The following is a 21,843-nucleotide window of genomic DNA, read 5'->3' as shown; positions in this document are numbered from 1 at the left end:
GATTCTCGGGTTCCCGCCGTCCACTCGCCAAAGAAGAGCGCTGCCAATGTCCGTTGATCCCCCCGTCCCGTCCCCGCCGCGAACCGGGTGGGCGAGTCTCAAAGACCTGACCCGTTACCAGTGGTTCGTGTTCGTCGTCTGCTGCTTGGCGTGGGATCTGGACTGCATGGATCAGCAGCTCTTCGTGCTGGCCCGCGACCCGGCCCTCGCGACCGTGATGCAGAAACCGGCCAGTGACCCGCAGGTCGGCAGCTACGCCACCTACGCGACGTCCGTGTTCCTGATCGGGTGGGCGATCGGCGGGATCGGCTTCGGGGTTTTGGGCGACCGACTCGGCCGGGTGAAAACTCTGACGATGACCATCGGTTTGTACGCACTGTTTACGGGTTTGAGCGCCCTCTCGACCGGTCCCTGGGACTTCATGGCGTATCGATTACTCACGGGGTTGGGGGTCGGCGGGGCGTTCGCGTCGGCGGTCGTGCTTCTGGCCGAAACGGTTCCCAATAACGCCAGGCCGTACATCTTGGGTCTGTTTCAGGCATCGAGCGTACTCGGGAACTGCTCCGCCGCGCTCCTTAACATGTACCTCGGCTCGCTTCAGAAGGGCGGGGCGTTTCCGGCGGACGGGTGGTTGCTCCCGTGGCGGGTAATGTTCCTGATCGGAATTCTGCCCGGTATTTTGCTGGTCGTCGTGCAGTTTTCGCTCCGCGAGCCGGAGAAATGGAAGGCCATGCGGGAAGCGGAGGCCCTCGGGACCCGGCCATCTCCGTGGCAGGCGTTTTTCGGCACGTTAGTCGGCATTTTCTCCACGAGCCCGTGGAACAAGCGCGTTCTGTGCGGCCTGTTGTTGACCGGGGCCGGGGTCATCGGGTTGTGGGGGATCGCGTTCTTCTCGCCGCGTTTGGTGCAACTCGCCCTCGAATCCACACTGGCCAGTGAAGGACTGAGCGGGGACCAGTTGAAGGGCGAGATCGGTTGGTGGCGCGGGGTGGCGTCACTGGTACAGAACGGGGGGGCGTTCTTCGGGATCTTCGCGTTCAGTTGGGTGACCGGGATAGTCGGTCGGCGACCCACGTTCGCTCTGTTCTTTGTTCTGGCGATGCTCTCGACGGCGGGGACGTTCTGGTTCCTGAAAACCCGCGACGACGTGTTCTGGATGATCCCGATTATGGGGTTCTGCCAACTCGCGCTGTTCGGCGGGTACGCGATCTACTTACCCGAACTGTTCCCCACCAAGTACCGCAGTACCGGCACATCGTTCTGCTACAACGCGGGTCGGCTGGTCGCCGCGCTCGGGCCGGCGGCGCTCGGCCAGCTCACGACGGTGGTGTTCGCGAGCCACGGGGCCGATGCGTTCCGCTACGCGGGCGTCACGATGTGTAGTATCTTCCTCGTGGGGCTGTTCGTGTTGCCGTTCCTCCCGGAGACGAAGGGCAAGCCGTTGCCGGAGTAGGGCACAGAGCTTCCGCCCGGTGCTCCGTTAGACGGCTCCTCCGGGGCGAAAACAAGTACCTGCAACGCCTTTCACGCCGCGGAGCGGCCGGCGTTTGTAGCACCGGGCGGAAGCCCTGTGCATCAGTGGCTACCGACATTTGAATAAGGAACGAAATGAACGCACCTGATTGGTTGGCCGCGCGAAGTGGGGCGCTGAAGCCCGGCGTGCGCCCGGAGACGACGTTCGTGATGCTCGAAGCGCAACCGCTCTACAAACTCGAAGTGCGCCCCGCGGCGGGGAAATTCGCTTGTTCGGTGAGCAACACCGTGAACGGCAAGCGCCTCGACGACCTCGCCGCGACCTACCCCACGGCCGATGCCGCACTCGCGGGCGGGCTCGACCAGCTCCGCACGAAGCTCGGCTGGTAGTGTGCAACACGACCGGCCGGTCGCCTTCACCGCTTGTCGCTCAGCGGTGGCTGTTCTTCACCAGGAACGTGATCCCACCTTTCGCGCCGGCGGCGGAGAGGTGCGCGGTCTGGTCGAAGCCGTAGGCCTTCAGCACGCGGACGATGGTTTCGCCCTCCTGTGCGCTGCCCACTTGCAGTAGTTGCTTGCCGGCGTCGGTGACCATCCACTTATCGTTGACCTGCTGAACCTTCAGTGCGGCGGGGTCGAAGTTGCGCCCCTGGGCGTTGAACGGCGCCCGAGTCGGTGGCTTCCCGTCCGTGAGGAAGAACGTTAACCCGGCCGATCCCCCGAGCCTGCAAAACTCGGTGAATTTCGCGTCCCGGACCGTTCGCGCGGCCTCGCGCGCGGTCCACTCCACCGGCCCGAACCGGCCCAGCACCTCGGGGCCGGACGCGACCACCCAATCGACCCCGTCCTTGCGCACTTCGATCTTGTTCGGGTCGATCTTCACCATCTCGCCGGTGAACCCGACGCCCGGGATCGGGATGCCGGTCCGCGTCAGGCCCTCGATCTGGGCGCTCAGCATCAGTTGACCGCCGGGCGCGGGTTTGAGCTGGTCGAGCGAGGCGAACAGGTAGCTCATGACCGGCTGCGTCGGGGTTCCGACCACGCCCACGCGGTTGAACCCGTACTTCTGAATGACCGCGGTCGCTTGCTCCGCTCCGCCCTTATCCGTGCCGAAGTTGAGGAGGATGTTGTTGTCGTCGCGCACGCACCACACGCCCCGAATCGCTTCGACGCGCGTCGTGCGGAGGTCGATGGGCTGGACGAATTTCGCCGCGGTCCCGGCCGTTTGCGGGGCGTTGGGGCCGCCCGCGTGGGCCACCGGACCGGCGTTGTTGTCTTTCGGATCGGGCTGCGCTGCGCCCGCGACCGCCGGGCGCCCGTTGGTGAGCCCGTACTCGATGACCGGCTTCGCCCCGCCGATGGTGACCCACTCGGTCGGTCGGAGCTCGCGCAGTACGCGGGCCACGTCGCGGGCGTTATTTTCGTTGTCGCCCGTGTTTCGCAGTACCTTTTGCCCGGCCCAGACCTCCCACCCGCCCATGACGCGCTTGACGGACACGTCCATCGCGCTCATCGCGAGCTTCTGTTCCTGTTGCGGGAGCGCGGGTTCCGTGGCGGTCGGCTGCTTCGGCTGCGCCGGGAACCCCGGTGGCGTCATTGAGGAGCCGGGCGCGGACATACCGGGCGTAAACGTGGCCGGAGGTTTCGGCACCAGCGGCGGCAACAATCCCGGGGGAGCGGGCGCGTTCGGGATCGCCGGCGAGCCGGGAAACACCGGCATACTGGGAGACGCGGGAATGGCCAAACCGGGAGGGGAAACGCCCGGAGGGTACGCGCCCGGGCGAGTCGGTTGCGCGCTGGCGCTGGTCGCCCCGAGAAGCACCCCCAACCCCGCCGCCGCGATTCGCTTGCGCATTTGCTTCCCCCGAACGAGACGGATTACGGCTGTTCGGGTTGTATCGGCTTTGCGAGGGGCGAGAGTTGAGGGAAGAACCTCCCCCCGACTCCCTTCCCTAAAAATGAAGGGGGAGAAAAACCAAATACCGAAGACCGCACCATCAATGGTTCTGATTTAAGCCCCTTCCCTTCAGGGAGGGGGTTGGGGGTAGGTTTCTTCCCTCTTAAAACACAAGCGGTTCGGGCCACGCGAGCGGCACCACGAACACCTTGCCGTCGCCGATGCGCCCGGTGCGAGCGACCTTCGGCACGGCTTCGTTCAATGCGGTCGCTTGCTCGTCGGTTGCCCAAACGGTGATTTCCACTTTTGGCAGGTACGCGGTGCTGTACTCGGACCCGCGGTAGCGGTCGAGGTAGCCCTTCTGCCGGCCGTAGCCCTTGGCTTCGCGCACCGCGCACGCAGTCACGCCGAGATCGGCGATGGCCCGCAATACCGATTCGGCCCGGAACGGTTTCACTACGATCGTGAGCTGTTTCATGAAGCAACCGCGTGTCACGAACTACTGCTACTCGAAGGCGATGAACCCGTGCTGCCGAACCCGCCGCGACTGATGGACGAACCGGCCGGGGCCGATGGCGCGACCGAGTGCGACCCGGTACCAGTTCCAGAACGGTACGTAGTCGTGGTACTGGTGGAGCGGTAGCCGGAACCGCCGCTGAACCACGAACTTGAACTAGAACTGTGGCTGCGCATCGGTGTGTTGTACGGCACTCCCGGACCGGCGCGGCTCATCAGTATCAGCGGAATCCAGGAGCCGTTCGACCACACCCACGGGCGGTGGTGCCGATCATATGGAACGCTCGGTTCCGGGATCGGTCGGCCCTCCGCGTCGAGCACGCGGTTGCCGTTCCCGTCGGTCTTCCACTTCTCGGGGACCGCGTTACCGTGCTCGTCGTACCAGTTGTTGTCTACGGGCTCGGACGGCTCGGCCGAGGCGTCGTGCTGTTCGCTCTTGCCGCACCCGAGTGAGGCGAGACAGCACCCGGAGAGCGTCAGCCCGCCCAGTACCGTGAGAGTAATTGCGCGCGATTTTCTCATGGGTTTAACCGCCGATGGCCCGAACAACAATCAGGCTGGTCCCGAGAACCACCGCGCCGACCAAAATGCCGACCGCGATGTTGCCCTTCGCAAGTTCTTGTTCGACGTCGAGTTTGGGCGTGATCCACTCGAACACCTTGAAGCCCAGGGCCAACAGTGCGATCCCGAGCAGCCCGAATACGGCCGCTGCCAGGAGCGACATTGCGAACGCTTCGGAGTTCCAGTGTTCCGCGAACAGCAGCATGACCGCACCCGTTTCGAGTGGTGAACGAAAGCCCGAACCGGGCACCACTGTACGGTGACATTCGCGGGGTTTCACCCGTCATTTTCGCAAATCGGCGAACGATCTCGCGGCCCGCGCGGAAAAAGCCGGGCCGCGGTGTTGAATGGCGTGCGGCGGACCAGAAGCTACTTCGCGCGAACGTGGTCGCGGATTTCTCGCAGGACGGACATTGTGTACAGCCCGGCAGTAATGTGGCCCGCGTCGAGCCAGACGATGCGCTGCTTGCCGGTCGCCTCCCACAACGCGGTCGCGGCCTTCGGCGGAACGACCTCATCATCGCGCGCCGCGATCATGAGCAGGTTCTTCCCCTTCAGTTGCGCCGAGTAGGTGATCGGATCGACCGGCGCGATGATGCGCTTCACGATCGTTTTCCCGCCGATCGCGTCGAGCGCCTTCGTGATGTCTTTCGCCTTCGGGTGCTCGTAGTACGCATCGACCAGCCCGCCGCCGCCGAGAATCATGCACACGTTCTTGATCCGCGGTTCGTTCGCGGAGGTGAGCGCGGTGAGGAAGCTTCCCAGGCTGGTGCCGACCATGCCGAGGTTGTCGGCGTCGATTTCCGGTCGGGAGGCCAACCACGCGATCGCGCAGCGGCAATCGAGCACGCCCTGCCGGATGCCGTCGAGCGTGCGCGGGATGTTGGTGGAAACGAGTTTCACTTTGCTGTCCGGGGCGCGCCGTTGGTTGTAGTGCGGTAGCACCACCACGAGCGACGCGACGCCGTTCTGGGCCAACCACATCGCTTCGCCGCGCGCGATCCGCTGGTTCCCCTGCATAATGTCGAGCACGACGACCGCCGGGAACTTGCCCGGCCGGTTCGGGGTGAAATACTCCGCGTGAACGGTGTTGTTCTCCGTGATGTCGGTCGTCATCGGCGACGGGAACGTGAGGTCGCGAACGGTGACATCGCTGTGCCGTAACTCGTAACGGTCCGCGAGTTTGTACTCGCCCTTGTAGGCCTCTTTGAACCGGTAGCCTTCGGCGATCAGTGCCTTCGTGTCATCGGCGGGCACCTGGAACGTGCCCGCGCTGTTAGCCGCGGACGCGGCGGGCACAAAACACAACGCGACCACGACGGGGACGGCTAGGCGTGACATGCGTTGGGTTCCGTGGCGGCGGGAAAATGCTCCACCCGATAGTACGCGGTCGGCGCCCGCGTCTCAAGGACGTGGTCGGGATTCTCATTCTTACTCGTGCGTTGTCGGAACGGTTGTTGCTTCATCTGTGTCCCCGCCTCGAGGCTAACAATTGCTAACATTTTGGGCCATTGGGCCGGCGGCACCGGGCGAAGATCGCACTAACTGCTGACACTTCAAGTCTTTAGATTCGGCACCCCGACCCGGTGCGCTGCTCCACAGGGTAACAATCGCTAACAGACGTCAAAATTCCGGTGATTGTAGTTAACTCGGTGACTGATAATCGCTGTAAACAGCTAACAATCTTGCCGAGATTATTGGGCCGTACTTGTACCGCAAAAGCCGAAGAGTCGGGGGCAAAACCGGTGTTTGTAGGTCGGGCTGTGCCCGACGTTAGTTCCGTTTCCGTGTAGTGAGCCGCGACCGCAAGGGGGCGGGAGGCGCTCCTGTTTGTCGTCCCGGTTCAACACACGGGAAGCCCCGCTCCCTTGCGGTCGCGGCTCGTTCGGGCGCTACGGGGATCTCGAAACAAGATTCGCTAGTGGCCGCGCCGGGCCGAGAGCCGTCCACCTACGCGCTTCCGTTCGGTCCTGCCAATCCGCATTTCGGCGGCTCCACGCGCGGAGAACGAGGCGCGCCCCAATTATAGACTAGTGGACGGGCGGATAATATTGATTTAGTGTCCACACAGCAAAAAACATCACCGAATTTGCCCGGCACCGCACGGTGGGATCACGAACGCGAATCAGAGTCGCGCTTTGCCCGACGCGATGTCCGCGCCCAGTGCGAGGAACTTCGCGTAGCTCGCGGCGATGTGATTCACGTCAACGACGGCTGATAGCAGCACGGCCGCGCTGATCGCGGTGGCCGTGAGGTCGTCGCGCGGCGGGACCGCGGCGAGGTGTGGCGGCGCGAGACTCCCTCCGGACCAGAACGCCGCCGCCGCGAGGCACCCGGCCGCGGTGCCGTGGTCGGCCGCCGAAGCCGCGTCGCCGCACGCGCGCCGGTTCACCTCGGTCGGCTCCTTCACCCAGGCGTCCGCGGCGGTAATCGCGCGGGCCGCTTCGGGCGCGGGTTTGGGAAACGCGGACCGCACGCACCCGAGCGCCCACCACACGCCCTCGCGCTTGGGGAGCGCTGCGGCCAGGAAGCGGATCGCGTCTTCGGCCAGGTCCGAGTGCGCGGCGAGCGCGTCAAAGAATTGCCGCGGGGTGTGCGCCGGGCTGAGTAGGGCTTTGGCCGGTTCGGACAGCACGAGAGATTTCGCAACGTCGGCGGCGAGTCGGGCGGGTCGGGGTTGCGCGGGCGTGGTCATGTGGCGCCTTTCCGGGGCTGTTCCGCGTGCGTCGAGTCGGTGAGTGTGCGCGCGTTTCTCTGGGATCTGGCCCGCATTCGTTACCAATGGCAGAAGGGCGGGCCAGGTGCCCGCGGTCCCAGGGAAACAGTGGTTCGACCCAATATTCCCCACACTTACGCCCGCCCGGGCGCGAATCTTTCGCTGGGATTTGTTCGATACGAACGGAACGAGTCGGGGCACAACGCGAGCGGGGCCGGTCCCCACCACTCAGCGCCCGCCCCGGCCCGCGGAGTATTCGGCCCCTCACCACACCAAGTTGCGCCGATTGCCGATCTTCTGTAGCCGACCTTGCACAACGAATTGCAAACGTGGGTTGTAGGTTGGCTTGGTGTTATGCCCTCTCCCCTTGCGGGAGAGGGTGGTGAGGCTTTGCGAACCGGGTGAGGGGTAACGTCCCGAGTGTGGAAGCAACCCCTCACCCCGCCGCGAAGCGCGGCGACCCTCTCCCGCAAGGGGAGAGGGCACAACCCAAAGTGGAATCGGTGCCCACGTTTGCAATTCGTTGTGCGAGGCCGGTTACAGAAGGAAATCAAAACAATCCCTTCCATCACTGACGCACGACCCGCAGATTGGGCATTTCATCGGCGAATTTCTCGGCCCCGTCCGCGGTGATCTTTGTCGAACCCGCGTAGAGCGTGCGCAACCCGTCCAGCGTCTTCAGTTCAAACAACCCCTTGTCACTGACGGCGGTTTTGGAGAGGTACAAGGCCCGGAGCCGCTCCAGGGTTTTGATCGTCGCCATCCCCTTGTCGGTGACCTGCGGGTTCTCGGAGATGTCGAGCGATTCGAGGAGCGCGAGCTTTTTCAGGCCCACGAGTTCCGTATCGGTCAAGCCGGCGTTGGGGATACGCAGTTCGCGCAACTGGGCGCACTGTGCGATCGCGTTGACGCGGGCCACTGTCAGGTCGGACTTGCTCAGGACCAGTCGGCGCAGGTTCGGCAGGTCTTTGAGGGCGGTGTACCCTTTCTCGGTACATTTCGCGGCGTTGAACACGTCGACCGAGCCGATGTGCGGGTACTTCTTGAGTCCCACCAGCGCGGCGTCCGTTGCGGCCTCGAATTTGGCGGCCACGCGGCCCGCTTCGGGCAGTTTGGGGTCGATCTCACCCTTCCCGCCGGCCTTCGCGATGGCGTCGATCGCTTTCTGCTCGTCGGAAATCGCGGTGGGTTTTGACGGTTGCGCCAGGGCCAAAGATGTGAGGCCGAGCACGAGGGATGACGTTAGGAGGGCACGCACGGTTGATCTCCGTCTGGGGCTTGTGGTGGGCTGGGTGGGTGAAACCACGGCGGGAGTCCCGGGCAGTTTATCACAGAGTTTCGTTTCGTCACCGCACAGTTCGGGAGGACTGTTACTTGTTCTTGTTCCCCGAGCGGGGCGACGAGAGTGAGTCAAACGCCGCACGGGTTCGCGGGAGCGGGTGGTGTTTCGTGGCGTAGCAGAAATGTGGGGTATCGGGAGCCGTCTCATTTCTCTTTTGGGCGAGATGAGATAAGATGGCGCTGTCGAAATCCGCCTCACGTTCTCCAACTCCGGCGCCCCCGGCGGTCGTTGCAGAGCGGTCCGCTACGTTTAAATCGTTCATCAATGCGGCGGTTTTGCTGAACACTCTGCGGAGCCGGACAGATGCCGGATACCCAGCCGCAAACCGCACCGCGGCCCGACCTCACCGGCCGCACGCTGGGGGACTTTCACATCCTCCGCCGGATCGGGGCGGGCGGCATGGGGCAGGTGTACCTCGCCCGGCAAACGTCCCTCAAGCGCGACGTCGCGCTCAAACTGCTCCGCGACGAGCTGAACACGAACCTCACCGCGCTGGCCCGGTTCCAGGCCGAAGCTCAAGCGGTCGCGAAGCTCAACCACCCCAACATCGTTCACATCCACCAGATCGGCGAGGCCGACGGGCTCCGGTACATGGTGCTGGAGTTCGTCGAGGGGCGCAACCTGCGCGACTACATGGCCCGCAAGGGGCCGCCCGATTTGCCGATCACCCTGAGCGTGGTGCGGCAGGTCGCGCTCGCGCTCCAGAAGGCCCACGAGCAGGGCATCGTTCACCGCGACATCAAGCCGGAAAACATTCTGGTGACGCGGAAGGTCGAAGTGAAGGTGACCGACTTCGGCCTGAGCCGGTTCTTCGCCGGGGAGGTGCCGGCCACGAACATCACGCAGAGCGGCGTCACGCTCGGCACGCCGCTGTACATGTCCCCGGAGCAGGTCCAGGGCCACACGGTTGATAACCGCAGCGACATCTACTCCTTCGGTGTCACCTGCTACCACCTGCTCGCGGGGGAGCCGCCGTTCCGCGGCACGTCCGCGTTCGATGTGGCGCTGAAGCACGTGCAGGAGAAGCCCCGGCCACTGGCGGACCTGCGGCCCGACCTGCCAGCGGACGTGTGCGGCATGGTCCACAAGATGATGGCGAAGAACCCGGACGACCGCTACCAGTCCGCGCGCGACGTCCTGCGCGACCTGGTGAAAGTGCGGGACGGGTTAACAACGGGTACCGCTCAATTCGCACTCTCTCAGGGCAACGGGAAGGGCCGCTCACTGGCCACCGCGGGCGAATCCACGTCTTCACTCACTCGGGCCGCGGTGCCGTCTTCGGGGCACCCGGGGGCACGGTGGGGGCTGTGGCTCCTCATCGCGTGCGCGTGTGCGCTCGCCGCGATCGGTGGGGTGCTCCTGTACGGGGGGCTGAACCCGTCCGCGGACCCGGCGCACGCGCCCGCCGGTGCGAACCACAGCGGGCCGGGGCTGCCCGACGTGCGCTCCCCCGACCGGCTCAACACGACGCGCGAGCGCGAGTTGCTCGTGGTCCTCAACACCGAGGGGACGAAACCGGACGACGCGATCAAGGCGTCGGTTGAACTCGGGCTCCTCTACGTGAGGGAGCGGCGCTTGCCGGAAGCCAACGAGCGGTTCGAGCGCTTACGGGGGCGCGAGAAGGAGTGGCGCGACCCGCTCGCGGCGCGGACCGCCAGCGTCGCGGGGCGCCTGGGGCTGGCGGTGGTGCTGGCCCACGAGAACAAGCCGGAGCCGTCCAACAAGCTGTTCCTGGACGTGGTGCAGGATCAACCGAAATTCGGCGGCCCCGGCGGGCCGAAGTTCGAGCGGTCCGCGTTCAGCGTGAGCGGAACGCTGCTCCGCTACCCGGACCTGAGCCACGCCGTTTCGGACGCACTCAACCGCAACGCCGCGAACCTCGGCAAAACCAAGCTCGAACCCGCCGCGCTGGAGCAGCTCCGCTCCCCGCAGCGCGTCGGGAAAAAGGATTAGGGCAGGGGCTGGCGAACCGCGACGGTAACGGAGCGGGTGGGCGCGACGAATCGCCCACCCGCTCCGTTACCGTCGCGGTTCGCCAGAAACAGACTTCTTCCGGCGCTCCCGGCACATCGGTAAGATAGCGCTATGGACGACATCTTCTTCTCGATGCGGCCCGCGTACCCGTGGTCGGTTTACCCGTTCGGGCTCCCGGCGCTCGCGGCCGTCGCCGCGCTCCTCGTCCTCTTCACGGTCTGGACGTATTTGGGGCACCCGCAGGCGACGCGCAAGCGCATCTTCACCGTTCTCACGCTGCGCCTGCTCGCGCTACTGGTCACGCTCATCACCGCGACGCGCCCGAGCATCGGCGTCAACGAGAACCCGAAGCAACCGTCCGCGTTGCTCATCGGTGTGGACGTGTCCGAGAGCCTGACGGTGAAGGACGAGATCGGCGGGCAGTCGCGCGCCGATGCGGTGCGCAAGGCGATCGAGAAGTGCCAGCCGCTGATCGACGACTTGCTCACGGAGCAGGGGATCAGCGTCACGCTCTACAAGTTCGGCCCGCCGGACTTCAACGAGGCCACCAGTCGCTACGAGCCGACGGTCGTTTCCGACGCCAAGCGCTCCGACTACGGAACTTATTTGAACAAGACGTTCGAGCGGTGGCAGGGCGAGCGCGTGCGCGGGCACATCATCATCGGGGACGGTGCGGACAACGGCGAGGCGTTCAACGCGGCCTCCGAAGCCGGGCGCTGGGGGCGCAGAGGGGTTCCGGTCCACACTTTCCTCGTCGGCAAGGAAAGCTCAGACACGAAGACGAAGGACGTCGTGGTGACGAGCGTGGAGTGCAACCCGTCGCCCGCGTTCATCAAGAACGACGTGACGGTGACCGCGAAGGTGAACGCCTACAACTTCCCCGGTTCGCGCGTCACCGCCCGGGTGTTCATCGACGATAAAGCGGTGCAGAGCGAAGAGTTTACCCTCGAGCGCGAGAAGGGTAACGAGCTGAAGATGACCGTGAAGATGCCCGAAACGAAGGGCGAGTACAAGATCAAGGTCGAGGTGGGGATCGACAAGAACGGGAAGCTCGAGCCGCTCCCGGGCGAACTGTCGCCGCTCAACAACTGGTCCGAAACGTACCTCACGGTGCTCAAAGAGGGCGTCCGCGTGCTGATCGTGGACCAGCTCCGCTGGGAACAGACGTTCCTCCGGGATGCGTTCCGCAGTGAGAAGCGATTCGACGTGTACGAGGTCATCCTCCAGTCCGACCAGACCGTTCCGCAAAGCGCGCGCGACCTGCTGAACCTCGAGGCCCAGGCCTACGACGTGGTCATCATCGGGAACGTGGGCGCGGCCGTGCTGAACCGCGCCGCGCCGAACTTCCTCGCCGACCTCACCAAGCTCACCGCGACGAAGGGCGTGGGGGTCATGTTCCTCGGCGGCGAGTACGCCTACACCGGCGACCCGGGCATCCCGAAGGAGCTGCTCCCCGTGACGGGCGGCCCGATCGCGGACGCGCTCAACGACAGGGGCGATCCGGTCGTGTTCTTCCCCGTGATCCCGAACCCGAACGGGCTGAACAAGATGTTCAAGGTCGTGCCCAAACCCGGTGCGCCCGCGCCGAAGGGCAACCCGTCGAAAGAGGCGTGGGACCGGATGAACAACTTCCGCACCGGGATCTTGCTCAACGGGCACAACCGGCTCGCGCTCCGCCCGGGGCGCCTGGACACGGTGTTCGCGTGGGTTCCGCGCCTCGATCCGAACAACAAGGTGCTCTCCCCGAGCGACCCGAAAGACTGGGCGGCCGGCACCGAGTTCGACCCGGCGGTCCACGAGCCGCTCCTCGTCGGCTCGCAGCGCGGGGACGCGAACAAGGGGCGGTGGCTCGCGTTCGGCGCGTTCGACACGTACCTCTGGCGCAGCCTCGGCCAGCCCAAAGAGACGACCGGGATCGACATGCACGAGCGCTTCTGGCGCCAGTGCGTGCTGTGGCTCGCGTACCAGGACGAAGAGGAGAGCCAGGCCTACGCCCGCCCCCAGTTCCGCCAACTCAAGGTGACGACGGAGCAGATGATTCGCGTCGGCGTGAAGAAGGCGGACGGCACGGATGACCCGGCCGCACCGCTCACGGTTCACGTTCTACCGCTCGCGCCGGGGCAGCAGGAGCCGAAGCCCGAGGACGTGCGGAAGGCGGCCCCGCAAACCGTGCTGACGGACAAGGACGGCCGAAAGGTGCAGTTCCGCCCGACGGCGCCGGGCGAGTACTTCGTGTCGGTCACCAGCCCGGTCAAGAAACCCGACGGGTCGCCGGAACTGAACGCCGACGGGTCGCCGAAACTCCACCGCGGTACGGCCAAGTTCATCGCGGTCCCGGACATTTCGGACGAAATGCTCAAGGTGAGCGCGGATCAGGTTTTCATGGAACGGCTCTCGGTGCCGACCGGCGGAAAGGCGCTGCGCCTCGAAGACCTTCCCGGCTTTCTGAAAGAGCTAAAGACCGAGCTCCCGCCCGACCTGGGCAAGAAGCCGCGGTACTACCCCGATTGGCACCGGAACCGGTCGCACGGGTTCCTCCCGCTGTGGCTCGTGGTGTTCACCGCGCTCCTCGGAACGGAGTGGGGGCTCCGGCGGCTCTGGGGCCTGATTTGATGGCTCCGGCGAGGCGGCCCGGTCCGGCTGTCCTCTTGGGGAGGGGACAAGAGGCGCGCGGGCGGCTAGGTTGTCACCACCCCCTCGGGGGCGGACACGACCACTAGTTCCGTTTCGGGATCGTCGTAGCGGGTTGAACGAGCCGCGACCGCAAGGGAGCGGTAGCGCCTCCCGCTCCCTTGCGGTCGCGGCTCGTCGCAAGGACACCGAAACGGGATTAGCTCACAGCCGTTCGGCGAAACGTTGTAGGGTTCTTCATGCCACGGACAGCCTTTCTGTTCCCCGGTCAGGGCGCGCAAACGGTCGGCATGGCGGGCGCGCTGTGCCAAGCGCTCCCGGCCGCAAACGATCTGTTCCAGCGCGCGTCCGCGATTCTGGGGTACGACCTGCTCGACGTGTGCGTGAGCGGCCCGCCGGAGCGGTTGAGCGCGACGGACGTGAGCCAGCCGGCCATCTTCGTCGCGAGCCTCGCGGCGCTCGAACAACTGAAGGCCACCGAACCGGACGCGGTCACCGGTGTCGTCGCCACGGCCGGGCTGAGCCTCGGCGAGTACACGGCGCTGGCGTTCGCGGGCGCGCTGTCGTTCGAGGACGGGGTGAAACTGGTCCAGGCGCGCGGGCGGGCCATGCAGGACGCCGCGGTCGCGACGCCCTCCGGGATGGTGAGCGTGCTCGGGATGGAAGTGCCGGAGGTCGAGGCCCTCGTAATCGAAGCGCGGGGTTCCGATACGCTCGAGGTCGCGAATTTGCTCTGCCCGGGAAACACGGTGGTGTCCGGCGCGCTCGCGGCCCTCGACCGGTTCGAGCAACTGTGCGTGCAGAAGGGCGGCATTCGTACCGTGCGGCTCACGGTGGCGGGGGCGTTCCACACGAACTTGATGAAGCCCGCCGACGAGAAACTCGCCGCCGCGCTCGCGGGCGTCGCGCTCGGCGCGCCGGTGGTGCCGGTGTGGTCGAACGTGGACGCCCGCCCGCACGCGGACCCGGCCGAAATTCGCGGGCTCCTGGTGCGGCAGGTGCTCTCGCCGGTGCGGTGGGAGGACACGCTCCGGGGCCTGTTCGCCGAGAACGTGGAGCGCTTCTACGAGATCGGGCCGGGGCGCGTCCTCGCGGGTCTGCTCAAGCGGGTCCAGCGAAAGGCCGATATCCGAAACGTCACCGCGTGAGTGCGGGCGCCGCGGACGTCGCGGAAAGTTAAAAGGAAAAAGGCAAAAGGCAAACGAAGACGGGCCCGTGCCTGTGGCGCCTCTTGTGTTGTTTTACCTTTTAACTTTTGCCTTTTACCTTCCGCATCAACCGGGGCGGGCTTTTCTTTTACTGGTCGCGTCAGTAGAGTTTTGTTCGTAAGTCGCTGCACAGGCGCCGGGGAAGGCCACTCACCCTTCGCGAGCCGGGCGAGCGCCATACAAAATACCAGACGCAGTGTGCGGGGACCGGTTGGAGCCGGTCGGACCGCGGGGTTGCGGTGGCGCCACCACCGCCCGGAGGGTCGAACCGTGTCCGTTGAGCAACGTGTCATCGACATCGTGAGCGAGCACTTCGCCTACGACAAAGAAAAGATTACCCGCAACACCACGTTCATCGAAGAGATCGGCGCGGACTCGCTCGACATCGTCGAGTTCGTGATGGAGCTGGAAGAAGAGTTCGACATCCAGATCCCCGACGACCAGGCCGAAAAAATTAAGACCGTCGGCGAAGCCACCGACTACATCGACACCGCTATCAAGAACAAGCCACAGTGACTTCTTCCTCTTCCGCGACCCGCCGCAGGGTGGTAATCACCGGCCTGGGCACGGTGAATCCGCTCGCGCTGAACGTGCCGGACTACTGGCGGGGCCTCCTCGCCGGGCAGAGCGGCATCGCGCCGATCACCCTTTTCAGCACGGCCGCGCACAAACTGGTGAGCGGCGCCGAGGTGCCGTTCAAAGTCACGTTCGCCGGCGAGGTAAAGGGCTTCAGCCCCGAACCCACCATCGACACGCGCTCGGCCCGCCGACTCGACCGCTTCACGCAGTTCGCGCTCGTCGCGGCCGCCGAAGCGGTGAACGAGAGCGGCCTCGATTTCGCGAAGGAGAACCCGTTCCGCTGCGGGTGCATCCTCGGCAGCGGGATCGGCGGTATGGCCGAGTGGGAGGACGGGCACCGCACGCTCATGGAGCGCGGCCCCGACCGGCTCGGGCCGTTCCTCATCGCGAAGATGATTGCCAACTCCGCGAGCGGCAACATCTCCATCCGGTTCGGGCTCCGCGGGCCGAACACGACCGTTTCCACCGCGTGCTCGTCCGCGGCGCACGCGATCGCAGACTCGGTGGCCGCAATTCGTAGCGGGCTCGCCGACGTGATGGTCAGTGGGGGGAGCGAGGCCGCGGTGACGCCGCTCGGATTGGGCGGGTTTATTGCGTGTCGCGCGCTGTCCACGCGGAATGATGACCCGAAAGCCGCGAGCCGGCCCTGGGACAAGGACCGCGACGGCTTCGTGCTGAGCGAGGGCGCTGGGATTCTGGTTCTCGAGGAGTACGAGCGCGCCAAGGCCCGGAACGCCCCGATCTACGCGGAAGTGTGCGGGTCGGGCAACACGGCCGATGCGTTCCACATCACGGCCCCGCACGAGGACGGCATCGGCGCCGCGGAAGCGATGCGCGAAGCCGTGAAGGACGCGGGCTGGAACCTGGGCGACGTTAACTACATTAACGCGCACGGGACCAGCACCGGCCTGGGCGACGTGGCCGAGACCAAGGCCGTGAAACTCGTGTTCGGCGAGCACGCGAAAAAGGTCATGGTGTCCAGCACCAAGAGCATGATCGGGCACCTGCTCGGCGCGAGCGGCGGCGTGGAAGCGGTCGCGTGCGCGCTGAGCATCAAGCACGGCGTACTGCACCCCACGATCAACCTGGACAACCAGGACGTCGAGGGCGGGTGCGATCTGGACTACATCCCGAACACGGCCCGCGAGGTCCGCGTGCGCAAGGTGCTGTCCAACAGCTTCGGCTTCGGCGGGCACAACTGCTCGATCGCGCTCGGCGCGATCTAGCGGGCGAGATGCGAAGACCGATTGGCCACAAAAAAGCACAAAGGGCACAAAAGAAAACCAAAGCAGAAGAAGTGATTTGTATTCACTCTTGTGTCTTGGTTTTCTTTTGTGCCCTTTGTGCTTTTTTGTGGCCAATCTGCTTTTATTTACAGCTCTCGGAGACGTTCATATGCCGCTCCCCGACCTTCTGAACGGCCGTTGGGCCGACGTGTCGCTCACGCAGCCCGAGTTCGCGCGCTACTCGCGCCACGTCATCATGCCCGAGGTCGGGCTCGACGGGCAGCGGAAGCTCAAGGCCGCGAAGGTGCTCGTGATCGGCACCGGCGGGCTCGGGTCGCCGCTCGCACTCTACCTCGCGGCGGCGGGGGTCGGCACGCTCGGGCTCGTCGATTTCGATGTGGTGGACACATCGAACCTCCAGCGGCAGATCATCCACGGCACCGCGGACGTGGGGCGCTCGAAGTGCCAGTCCGCCGCGGACCGGCTCCGCGACGTGAACCCGGAAGTGCAACTCGATTTGTGGGAGACGCACTTCACGTCGAAGAACGCGCTCGACATCGTGAAGCACTACGACATCGTGGTGGACGGTACCGACAACTTCCCGACGCGGTACCTCGTCAACGATGCGTGCGTGCTGCTCAACAAACCGAACGTGTACGGCAGCATCTTCCGCTTCGACGGCCAGGCCACGGTGTTCGACCCGCGCGTGGGGCCGTGTTACCGGTGCCTCTACCCCGAACCGCCGCCCGCGGGCGAGGTGCCGAGTTGCGCGGAGGGCGGCGTGCTCGGCATTCTGCCGGGCGTGATCGGGTGCATCCAGGCCACGGAAACAATCAAACTCATTCTGGGTATCGGCGAACCGCTCATCGGCCGGCTGCTGCACTACGACGCGCTGAACATGACGTTCAAGACGTTCAAAATCCGGCGCGACCCGAAGTGGGCGGTCGGCGCCCCGCACCCGACCATTAAGGGACTGATCGACTACGAAGAGTTCTGCGGCGTGCGCGGCGGGGCTTCGGCCGCGCAACCGGCGTTCAGCGGGAGCGACATCACGCCCGAGCAACTCAAGAAGCGCATTGATGCGGGCGAGAACCTGTTCGTGCTGGACGTGCGGAACCCGAACGAGTTCCAGATTTGCCGCATCCCCGGAACGGTGCTTCTCCCGTTGCCGGAACTTCCCACCCGCGTGACCGAAGTGCCGAAGGACCGCGAGGTGATCGTTCACTGCAAGAGCGGGATGCGGAGCCAGAAGGCGATCGACTTCTTGAAGGCACAGGGGTACACGAAGCTCGTGAACCTGACCGGCGGCATCCTCGGCTGGGCCGACAAGGTCGATCCGGGGATGGTCCGGTATTGATGCGCGCTTTCGCTGTTTGTGAGGGGCGGTGCATCGAATGCACCGCCCCTTCGTGCTGAGCGGGTTATGCCCCGGGCGGAACAGCGGCTGGTTCTGACACAGGCTCCACGATTCGACCCGGGCGGTCGCGGAACACCAGCAAGAACACGCCGAGGCACACGATCACACCGATGCTGGGCACCATCCAGAAATCGGCCCAGTTCACGGTCTTCGTCGTCGGATCGGTGTACTTGTCCACCATCATGCCGCAAATCAGGCTGCCCAACCACATCCCGACGCCGTAGGTGAGGAAGCTGAACAGGGCTTGTGCGCTGGCCCGGATGTCCTTCGGTGCCTTGTTGTCGCAGTGGATGAACCCGGCGGCGAAGAAGAAGTCGAAGCAGAACCCGTGCAGCGCGACGCCCGCGATCGCCAGCGCGAAGCCCATGCCCTCCGGCCCCGCGTTGGCGAACAGGAAGTACCGCAGCCCCCAGCAGAACATGCCCAGCGCCAGCACCCATTTCATCCCGAACCGCACCAGGAACAGCGGCAGCAGCGGCAGGAACACGGTTTCACACACCTGCCCGATCAGCATCGTCGAGCCGATGTTCTTCACCCCGCACTGCTTCTCCAGGAAGTCGGACGTGACCGTGTAGTAGAACGCCAGCACCACGGTGATCGCCAGCGACACGATGAAGAACGCCGCAAACGAGAAATCCTTGAACAGCCCCAGCGCCCGCACGAACGGGATGCCCTTCACCTCGCCCTTCGGCGGGGTGTGCGGCAGGAAGAAGCTGTACACGCCGAGAACGGCGGACAGGCCCGCGGCCAGCATCAGCGGTCCGTTGGACCCCGCCGCCGTCTTACCGCCGCCCGCGAACAGTGCGTCGATGCTGAACCCGGCAGCGATCCAGCCCAGCGTGCCCAAAACGCGAATCCCGGGGAAGTCGCGCTGCCCGTCCGGGACGTGCTCGAAGGTGATCGAGTTCGCCAGCACCAGCGTCGGGTTGTACAGCAGCGCGTAGACGAACGTGAGCGCGAACAGCGTCCAATACTGGCCCGGGTCTTGCGTCTGCGCGATCAGGTACAGCAGCCCGGAACCGGCGAGGTGGCAGGCCGCCATCAGCTTCTCACTGGCGAGCAGCCGGTCGGCGATGTACCCGGCGAAGATCGTCGAGAAGATGGCGCCGAGGGCCATATTGCCGATCAGCGCGCCGGCCTGTTCGCCGGTGAAGTTCAGCCCGCGCAAGTACGGGAAGAACACGACGAACCACGCCCCCCAAACACCGAACTGGAGGAACATCATCACGGACAGGTTGAGGCGCAGCGGCAGTGCGAGCGGCGGAGCGGTGGCGGGCTGAGCAGCGGACATATCGTCTCCGAGTGTGAAGCATCAGCGAGGAATGTCGCTGAATGTAAAGCCCGGACCGCCGCGCGGCAACGAGAAACGGCGGGTATGAGCAAGTCGGAGGGCCGTTCGCGCCCGGTTCTTCTTTCTGGCCCTTGACCGGCGCGGGCGCTCCCGGACAATCGGCGCTGTTCGACCTCTTCCCATTTCGCGGAGACCGTCATGCGGGCTGCGTTCGCGTTACTCGTCGGGGGGCTGGCGTGCTCGTTCGGTGCCGGTCAGCCGGCGCCCGAGCAACTCCCGACGAAGGCCACTTACAAACTCGGTCCCGATTCGCAAAAGCAAGACGGCGTGCCCGCGGGGGAACTGATCGGCCCCGTACTCTTCAAGAGTAAGGTGTTCGACGGCACCGTCCGGCAATACTGGGTGTACGTCCCCGCGCAGTACAAGCCCGAAAATGCCGCGTGCGTGCTGGTGTTTCAGGACGGGCAGCGCGCGATCAACCCGAAGGGCGTGATCCGCGCGCCGGTGGTGCTCGACAACCTCATTCACCGGAAAGAGATCCCCGTAACGATCGGCATCTTCGTGACGCCGGGGCACAAGGGGACCGAGTACCCGGCGTCGCTCGGCACCGGGAACCCGAACAACCGCAGCGTCGAGTACGATTCGCTCGGCGACGCTTTCGCCAAGTTGATCGTCGATGAAATGCTGCCGGAGGTGGCGCAAAAGTACACGCTGACAAAAGACCCGAACGAGCGGGCGATTGCGGGCTTCTCCAGTGGCGGGATCGCGGCTTTTACGGTGGCGTGGGAGCGCCCGGAGGCGTTCCGGCGCGTGTACAGTGCGATCGGGAGCTTCACCAACTTGCGCGGCGGGCACGTGTACCCGGACCTGGTTCGCAAGGCGGACGCGAAGCCGATCCGCGTGTACGTGCAGGACGGCGTTCACGACAACCGCAGCCCGATGAATACGAAGCGCGACTGGTTCTTGCAAAATCAACTGATGGTCGAGGCGCTGCGCGAAAAGGATTACGACTACAAGTACGTGCTCGGCGCCGGCGGGCACGCCGACGACCACGGCGGGGCGCTCCTGCCGGACGCGCTCCGCTGGTTGTGGCGCGACCACGCGGCCGTGAAGGGGAAGTAATCGCACACGGTAGCGAGCCGCGACCGCCAGGGGGCAGGCCGCACATCCACGCGATAACGAGCCGCGACCGCCAGGGAGCGGGCCGCGGTTCCCGGTGGCGTCGTTCAACACTCTCGCATAACGAGCCGCGACCGCCAGGGAGCGGGAGGCACAGCCGCTCTTGGTGGTTGTCGTTAAACACACCGGGAGGCGCCTCCCGCTCCCTGGCGGTCGCGGCTCGTTCGACTCGCTACCACGACCTGGAAAGGAAGCCCCGCTCGTAGTCGGTTCACGTCTTGGGTGCGGGAACGGGATCGGGAGAACCACCGGATCGGGGATTGAGATGGGATTTCGAGTGACCGCGTTTCGTCATGGGGCCTCACTCCTCGAACACGCGAACCACACCCTTCCGCCACAGATCCTCGACCAGTTTCTTATACTCGGTGCCCGATTCCTTCAGGGCGCTGCTCACGTATTGCTCGGCCATCACCTGGCGCTCCATCTGGCGGCGGATCACCGGAACGCTCCTCCCCTGTGCCCGTAGCGCCGCGGCGAACGCCTCGTCCGACTGCGCCCCGGAGCCCGTGCGGAACGCGCGCATTTGGCGCGCGGCCGATTGCGCCGCGAATTCCTGGACCTCGTCGATGACGTTCGTCTTGTTGACTTTCTTCAGCTTCGCGCACATCTCATCGATGATGAGCTCGCGCTCGATCGTTTTCCGCAGCACCTGCTTGTATATTTCTTTTTTCATCGCAACTCGGGCGACCCAGCCGAGCGCGACCAACTCCGCGGACGGTTTCTTCTCTTGGGACATCTGGTACACGGCCTCGATCACCTCTTGGTCGGTGATGACGTTATTCGCGCCAACAATGGCAACGATTTTGACGCGCGGCACCGGCGCCTTTTCCTGTGGGGCCATGAGCGCGTGCGCGGGTTGATTCAGAGCGGCCGGTGTGGGCGGCTGCGCGGAGGTGTGCCACGCGCCGAGTCCGGTGAGCCCGAGGCACGCGGCGATCATGGCGCCGGCGAGTTTCCATTTCACGAGCATGGATTTCACAGTCCCTTGCGTGAGGAACAAAACCCCGGCCGGGACCGCACCGGCCGTTCGCGTGAGTACGTGGACCGCGTTGCGCACGGTCGCGTTCGCGAGTGGCGCGGGTACGGTGAGTGTCAGCCCCGTGGTGACCGAGGCGAGGCCGCGCTGGGCGAGTCGGTTGCGGAGCATTTTGCGCCCGCGTGCGAGTCGGCTAGACAGCGTGCCCTCGGTCAGCCCCAGTTCGCGGGCCGCGACGCGCCGGCCCGTTCCCTGGATCTCGCACAGGATGAGCGGCAGGCGGTAGATCGCGGGCAGGGCGGCGAGTTCTTCGTCGAGGACCGCGCTGGCGTCGTCCGGTTCGCTCGCCGGAATCGGTGGGTCGCTCATCGCGGGTACCTGCCTTTCGTTCGCCAGACGTTTGGCGCGGGTCGCTCGCGCCCGGCGCGCGACCCGGATTGCGACGCCGTAGAGCCAGGGGCCGAGGGCGTCGCGCCAGTCGGTGCCGCGCGCCCGGGCCACGAGTACGAGGAACGTGGCCTGGAACGCATCCTCGGCGTCCGGGGTGGCACCCAGGAACCGGCGGCACACGCCCAGGACCGCAGGTCCGTGGCGCCGGACCAGTTCGGCGAACGCATCTTGGTCGGTACTTTTGAGGAACGCCGCGATGAGGTGGGCGTCGGTGCGCGGGTCGTCGGCTCCGGCGGTTAACCGGGATACGGCGTGAAGGAGACTGGTCGGCATCGTGCGCCTCCGTGCGACGGGTCCGTTCGGAGAGGTATTGCCGTGAGAAGCCCTGCGCGTCCCTACTTTTCGGAATTAATTCGGGCGCGCAAAAAACGCGGTCGGTGCGCGAGCAGCGCTCAAATTGACAACTG

At 65.3% G+C, this 21,843-nt stretch carries 18 protein-coding genes; 9 read left to right on the top strand and 9 right to left on the bottom strand.

The genetic code is table 11. The features are described 5' to 3' along the window. Nucleotides 1-46 precede the first annotated feature (46 nt). The gene (locus J8F10_RS33495) at nucleotides 47-1,453 is read left to right on the top strand and encodes an MFS transporter (RefSeq protein ID WP_210661264.1); all 1,407 of its coding nucleotides are present in this window, start codon (nucleotides 47-49) and stop codon (nucleotides 1,451-1,453) included. A 155-nt stretch (nucleotides 1,454-1,608) separates the two neighbouring features. Beyond that, nucleotides 1,609-1,863: a hypothetical protein gene (locus J8F10_RS33490; RefSeq protein WP_210661262.1), complete on the top strand. Its 255-nt coding sequence runs from the start codon at nucleotides 1,609-1,611 to the stop codon at nucleotides 1,861-1,863. Nucleotides 1,864-1,903: 40 nt separating this feature from the next. Here the strand turns inward: J8F10_RS33490 and J8F10_RS33485 are convergent, their stop codons facing one another. From J8F10_RS33485 to J8F10_RS33455, 7 genes are all read right to left on the bottom strand, one after another. Next, the gene (locus J8F10_RS33485; RefSeq protein ID WP_210661260.1) at nucleotides 1,904-3,328 is read right to left on the bottom strand and encodes a hypothetical protein; all 1,425 of its coding nucleotides are present in this window, start codon (nucleotides 3,326-3,328) and stop codon (nucleotides 1,904-1,906) included. A gap of 205 nt (nucleotides 3,329-3,533) precedes the next feature. Continuing rightward, on the bottom strand, nucleotides 3,534-3,848 hold the full coding sequence (locus J8F10_RS33480; RefSeq protein ID WP_210661258.1) for a P-II family nitrogen regulator: 315 nt from the start codon (nucleotides 3,846-3,848) through the stop codon (nucleotides 3,534-3,536). A gap of 14 nt (nucleotides 3,849-3,862) precedes the next feature. After that, entirely contained in the window at nucleotides 3,863-4,408 is a 546-nt protein-coding gene (locus J8F10_RS33475; protein ID WP_210661256.1) for a hypothetical protein, read from the bottom strand. Between the two features lie 4 nt (nucleotides 4,409-4,412). Next, nucleotides 4,413-4,652 carry a DUF350 domain-containing protein gene (locus J8F10_RS33470; protein ID WP_210661254.1) on the bottom strand — a complete coding sequence of 80 codons (240 nt, stop codon included), beginning with the start codon at nucleotides 4,650-4,652 and terminating at the stop codon, nucleotides 4,413-4,415. Between the two features lie 164 nt (nucleotides 4,653-4,816). Then, nucleotides 4,817-5,788: an alpha/beta hydrolase family protein gene (locus J8F10_RS33465; RefSeq protein WP_210661252.1), complete on the bottom strand. Its 972-nt coding sequence runs from the start codon at nucleotides 5,786-5,788 to the stop codon at nucleotides 4,817-4,819. A gap of 784 nt (nucleotides 5,789-6,572) precedes the next feature. Continuing rightward, nucleotides 6,573-7,142: a DUF6931 family protein gene (locus J8F10_RS33460; RefSeq protein ID WP_210661250.1), complete on the bottom strand. Its 570-nt coding sequence runs from the start codon at nucleotides 7,140-7,142 to the stop codon at nucleotides 6,573-6,575. Nucleotides 7,143-7,731: 589 nt separating this feature from the next. Then, nucleotides 7,732-8,421, bottom strand: coding sequence for a hypothetical protein (locus tag J8F10_RS33455; RefSeq protein ID WP_210661248.1), 690 nt, complete (start codon nucleotides 8,419-8,421; stop codon nucleotides 7,732-7,734). A 387-nt stretch (nucleotides 8,422-8,808) separates the two neighbouring features. On the opposite strand from J8F10_RS33455, the gene J8F10_RS33450 reads away from it, so the two are divergent. From J8F10_RS33450 to moeB, 6 genes are all read left to right on the top strand, one after another. Continuing rightward, the gene (locus tag J8F10_RS33450; RefSeq protein ID WP_210661246.1) at nucleotides 8,809-10,458 is read left to right on the top strand and encodes a serine/threonine-protein kinase; all 1,650 of its coding nucleotides are present in this window, start codon (nucleotides 8,809-8,811) and stop codon (nucleotides 10,456-10,458) included. A 132-nt stretch (nucleotides 10,459-10,590) separates the two neighbouring features. Further along, nucleotides 10,591-13,092: a hypothetical protein gene (locus J8F10_RS33445; protein ID WP_210661244.1), complete on the top strand. Its 2,502-nt coding sequence runs from the start codon at nucleotides 10,591-10,593 to the stop codon at nucleotides 13,090-13,092. Nucleotides 13,093-13,349: 257 nt separating this feature from the next. Further along, complete coding sequence (gene fabD / locus J8F10_RS33440) at nucleotides 13,350-14,258, top strand: ACP S-malonyltransferase (RefSeq protein WP_210661242.1); 909 nt, start codon at nucleotides 13,350-13,352, stop codon at nucleotides 14,256-14,258. Between the two features lie 330 nt (nucleotides 14,259-14,588). Further along, on the top strand, nucleotides 14,589-14,834 hold the full coding sequence (gene acpP / locus J8F10_RS33435) for an acyl carrier protein (protein WP_052551591.1): 246 nt from the start codon (nucleotides 14,589-14,591) through the stop codon (nucleotides 14,832-14,834). Beyond that, nucleotides 14,831-16,123, top strand: a complete 1,293-nt coding sequence (fabF, locus tag J8F10_RS33430; RefSeq protein ID WP_315854210.1) for a beta-ketoacyl-ACP synthase II — start codon at nucleotides 14,831-14,833, stop codon at nucleotides 16,121-16,123. The genes acpP and fabF overlap by 4 nt, the downstream gene beginning before the upstream one ends. A 169-nt stretch (nucleotides 16,124-16,292) precedes the next feature. After that, nucleotides 16,293-17,480 carry a molybdopterin-synthase adenylyltransferase MoeB gene (moeB, locus tag J8F10_RS33425; RefSeq protein WP_246523732.1) on the top strand — a complete coding sequence of 396 codons (1,188 nt, stop codon included), beginning with the start codon at nucleotides 16,293-16,295 and terminating at the stop codon, nucleotides 17,478-17,480. Nucleotides 17,481-17,544: 64 nt separating this feature from the next. Here the strand turns inward: moeB and J8F10_RS33420 are convergent, their stop codons facing one another. Continuing rightward, complete coding sequence (locus J8F10_RS33420) at nucleotides 17,545-18,831, bottom strand: MFS transporter (RefSeq protein ID WP_210661240.1); 1,287 nt, start codon at nucleotides 18,829-18,831, stop codon at nucleotides 17,545-17,547. Nucleotides 18,832-19,029: 198 nt separating this feature from the next. Between J8F10_RS33420 and J8F10_RS33415 the strand changes: the two genes are divergently transcribed. After that, the gene (locus J8F10_RS33415) at nucleotides 19,030-19,953 is read left to right on the top strand and encodes an alpha/beta hydrolase (protein ID WP_210661238.1); all 924 of its coding nucleotides are present in this window, start codon (nucleotides 19,030-19,032) and stop codon (nucleotides 19,951-19,953) included. A 358-nt stretch (nucleotides 19,954-20,311) separates the two neighbouring features. Here the strand turns inward: J8F10_RS33415 and J8F10_RS33410 are convergent, their stop codons facing one another. Beyond that, nucleotides 20,312-21,709: an RNA polymerase sigma factor gene (locus tag J8F10_RS33410; RefSeq protein WP_210661235.1), complete on the bottom strand. Its 1,398-nt coding sequence runs from the start codon at nucleotides 21,707-21,709 to the stop codon at nucleotides 20,312-20,314. Nucleotides 21,710-21,843: the final 134 nt, after the last annotated feature.

This window comes from Gemmata palustris (assembly GCF_017939745.1).
GTDB classification, from domain to species: domain Bacteria; phylum Planctomycetota; class Planctomycetia; order Gemmatales; family Gemmataceae; genus Gemmata; species Gemmata palustris.
Note: the sequence above shows the minus strand (reverse complement) of the source record. Positions and strands in the feature narration are given on the sequence as shown.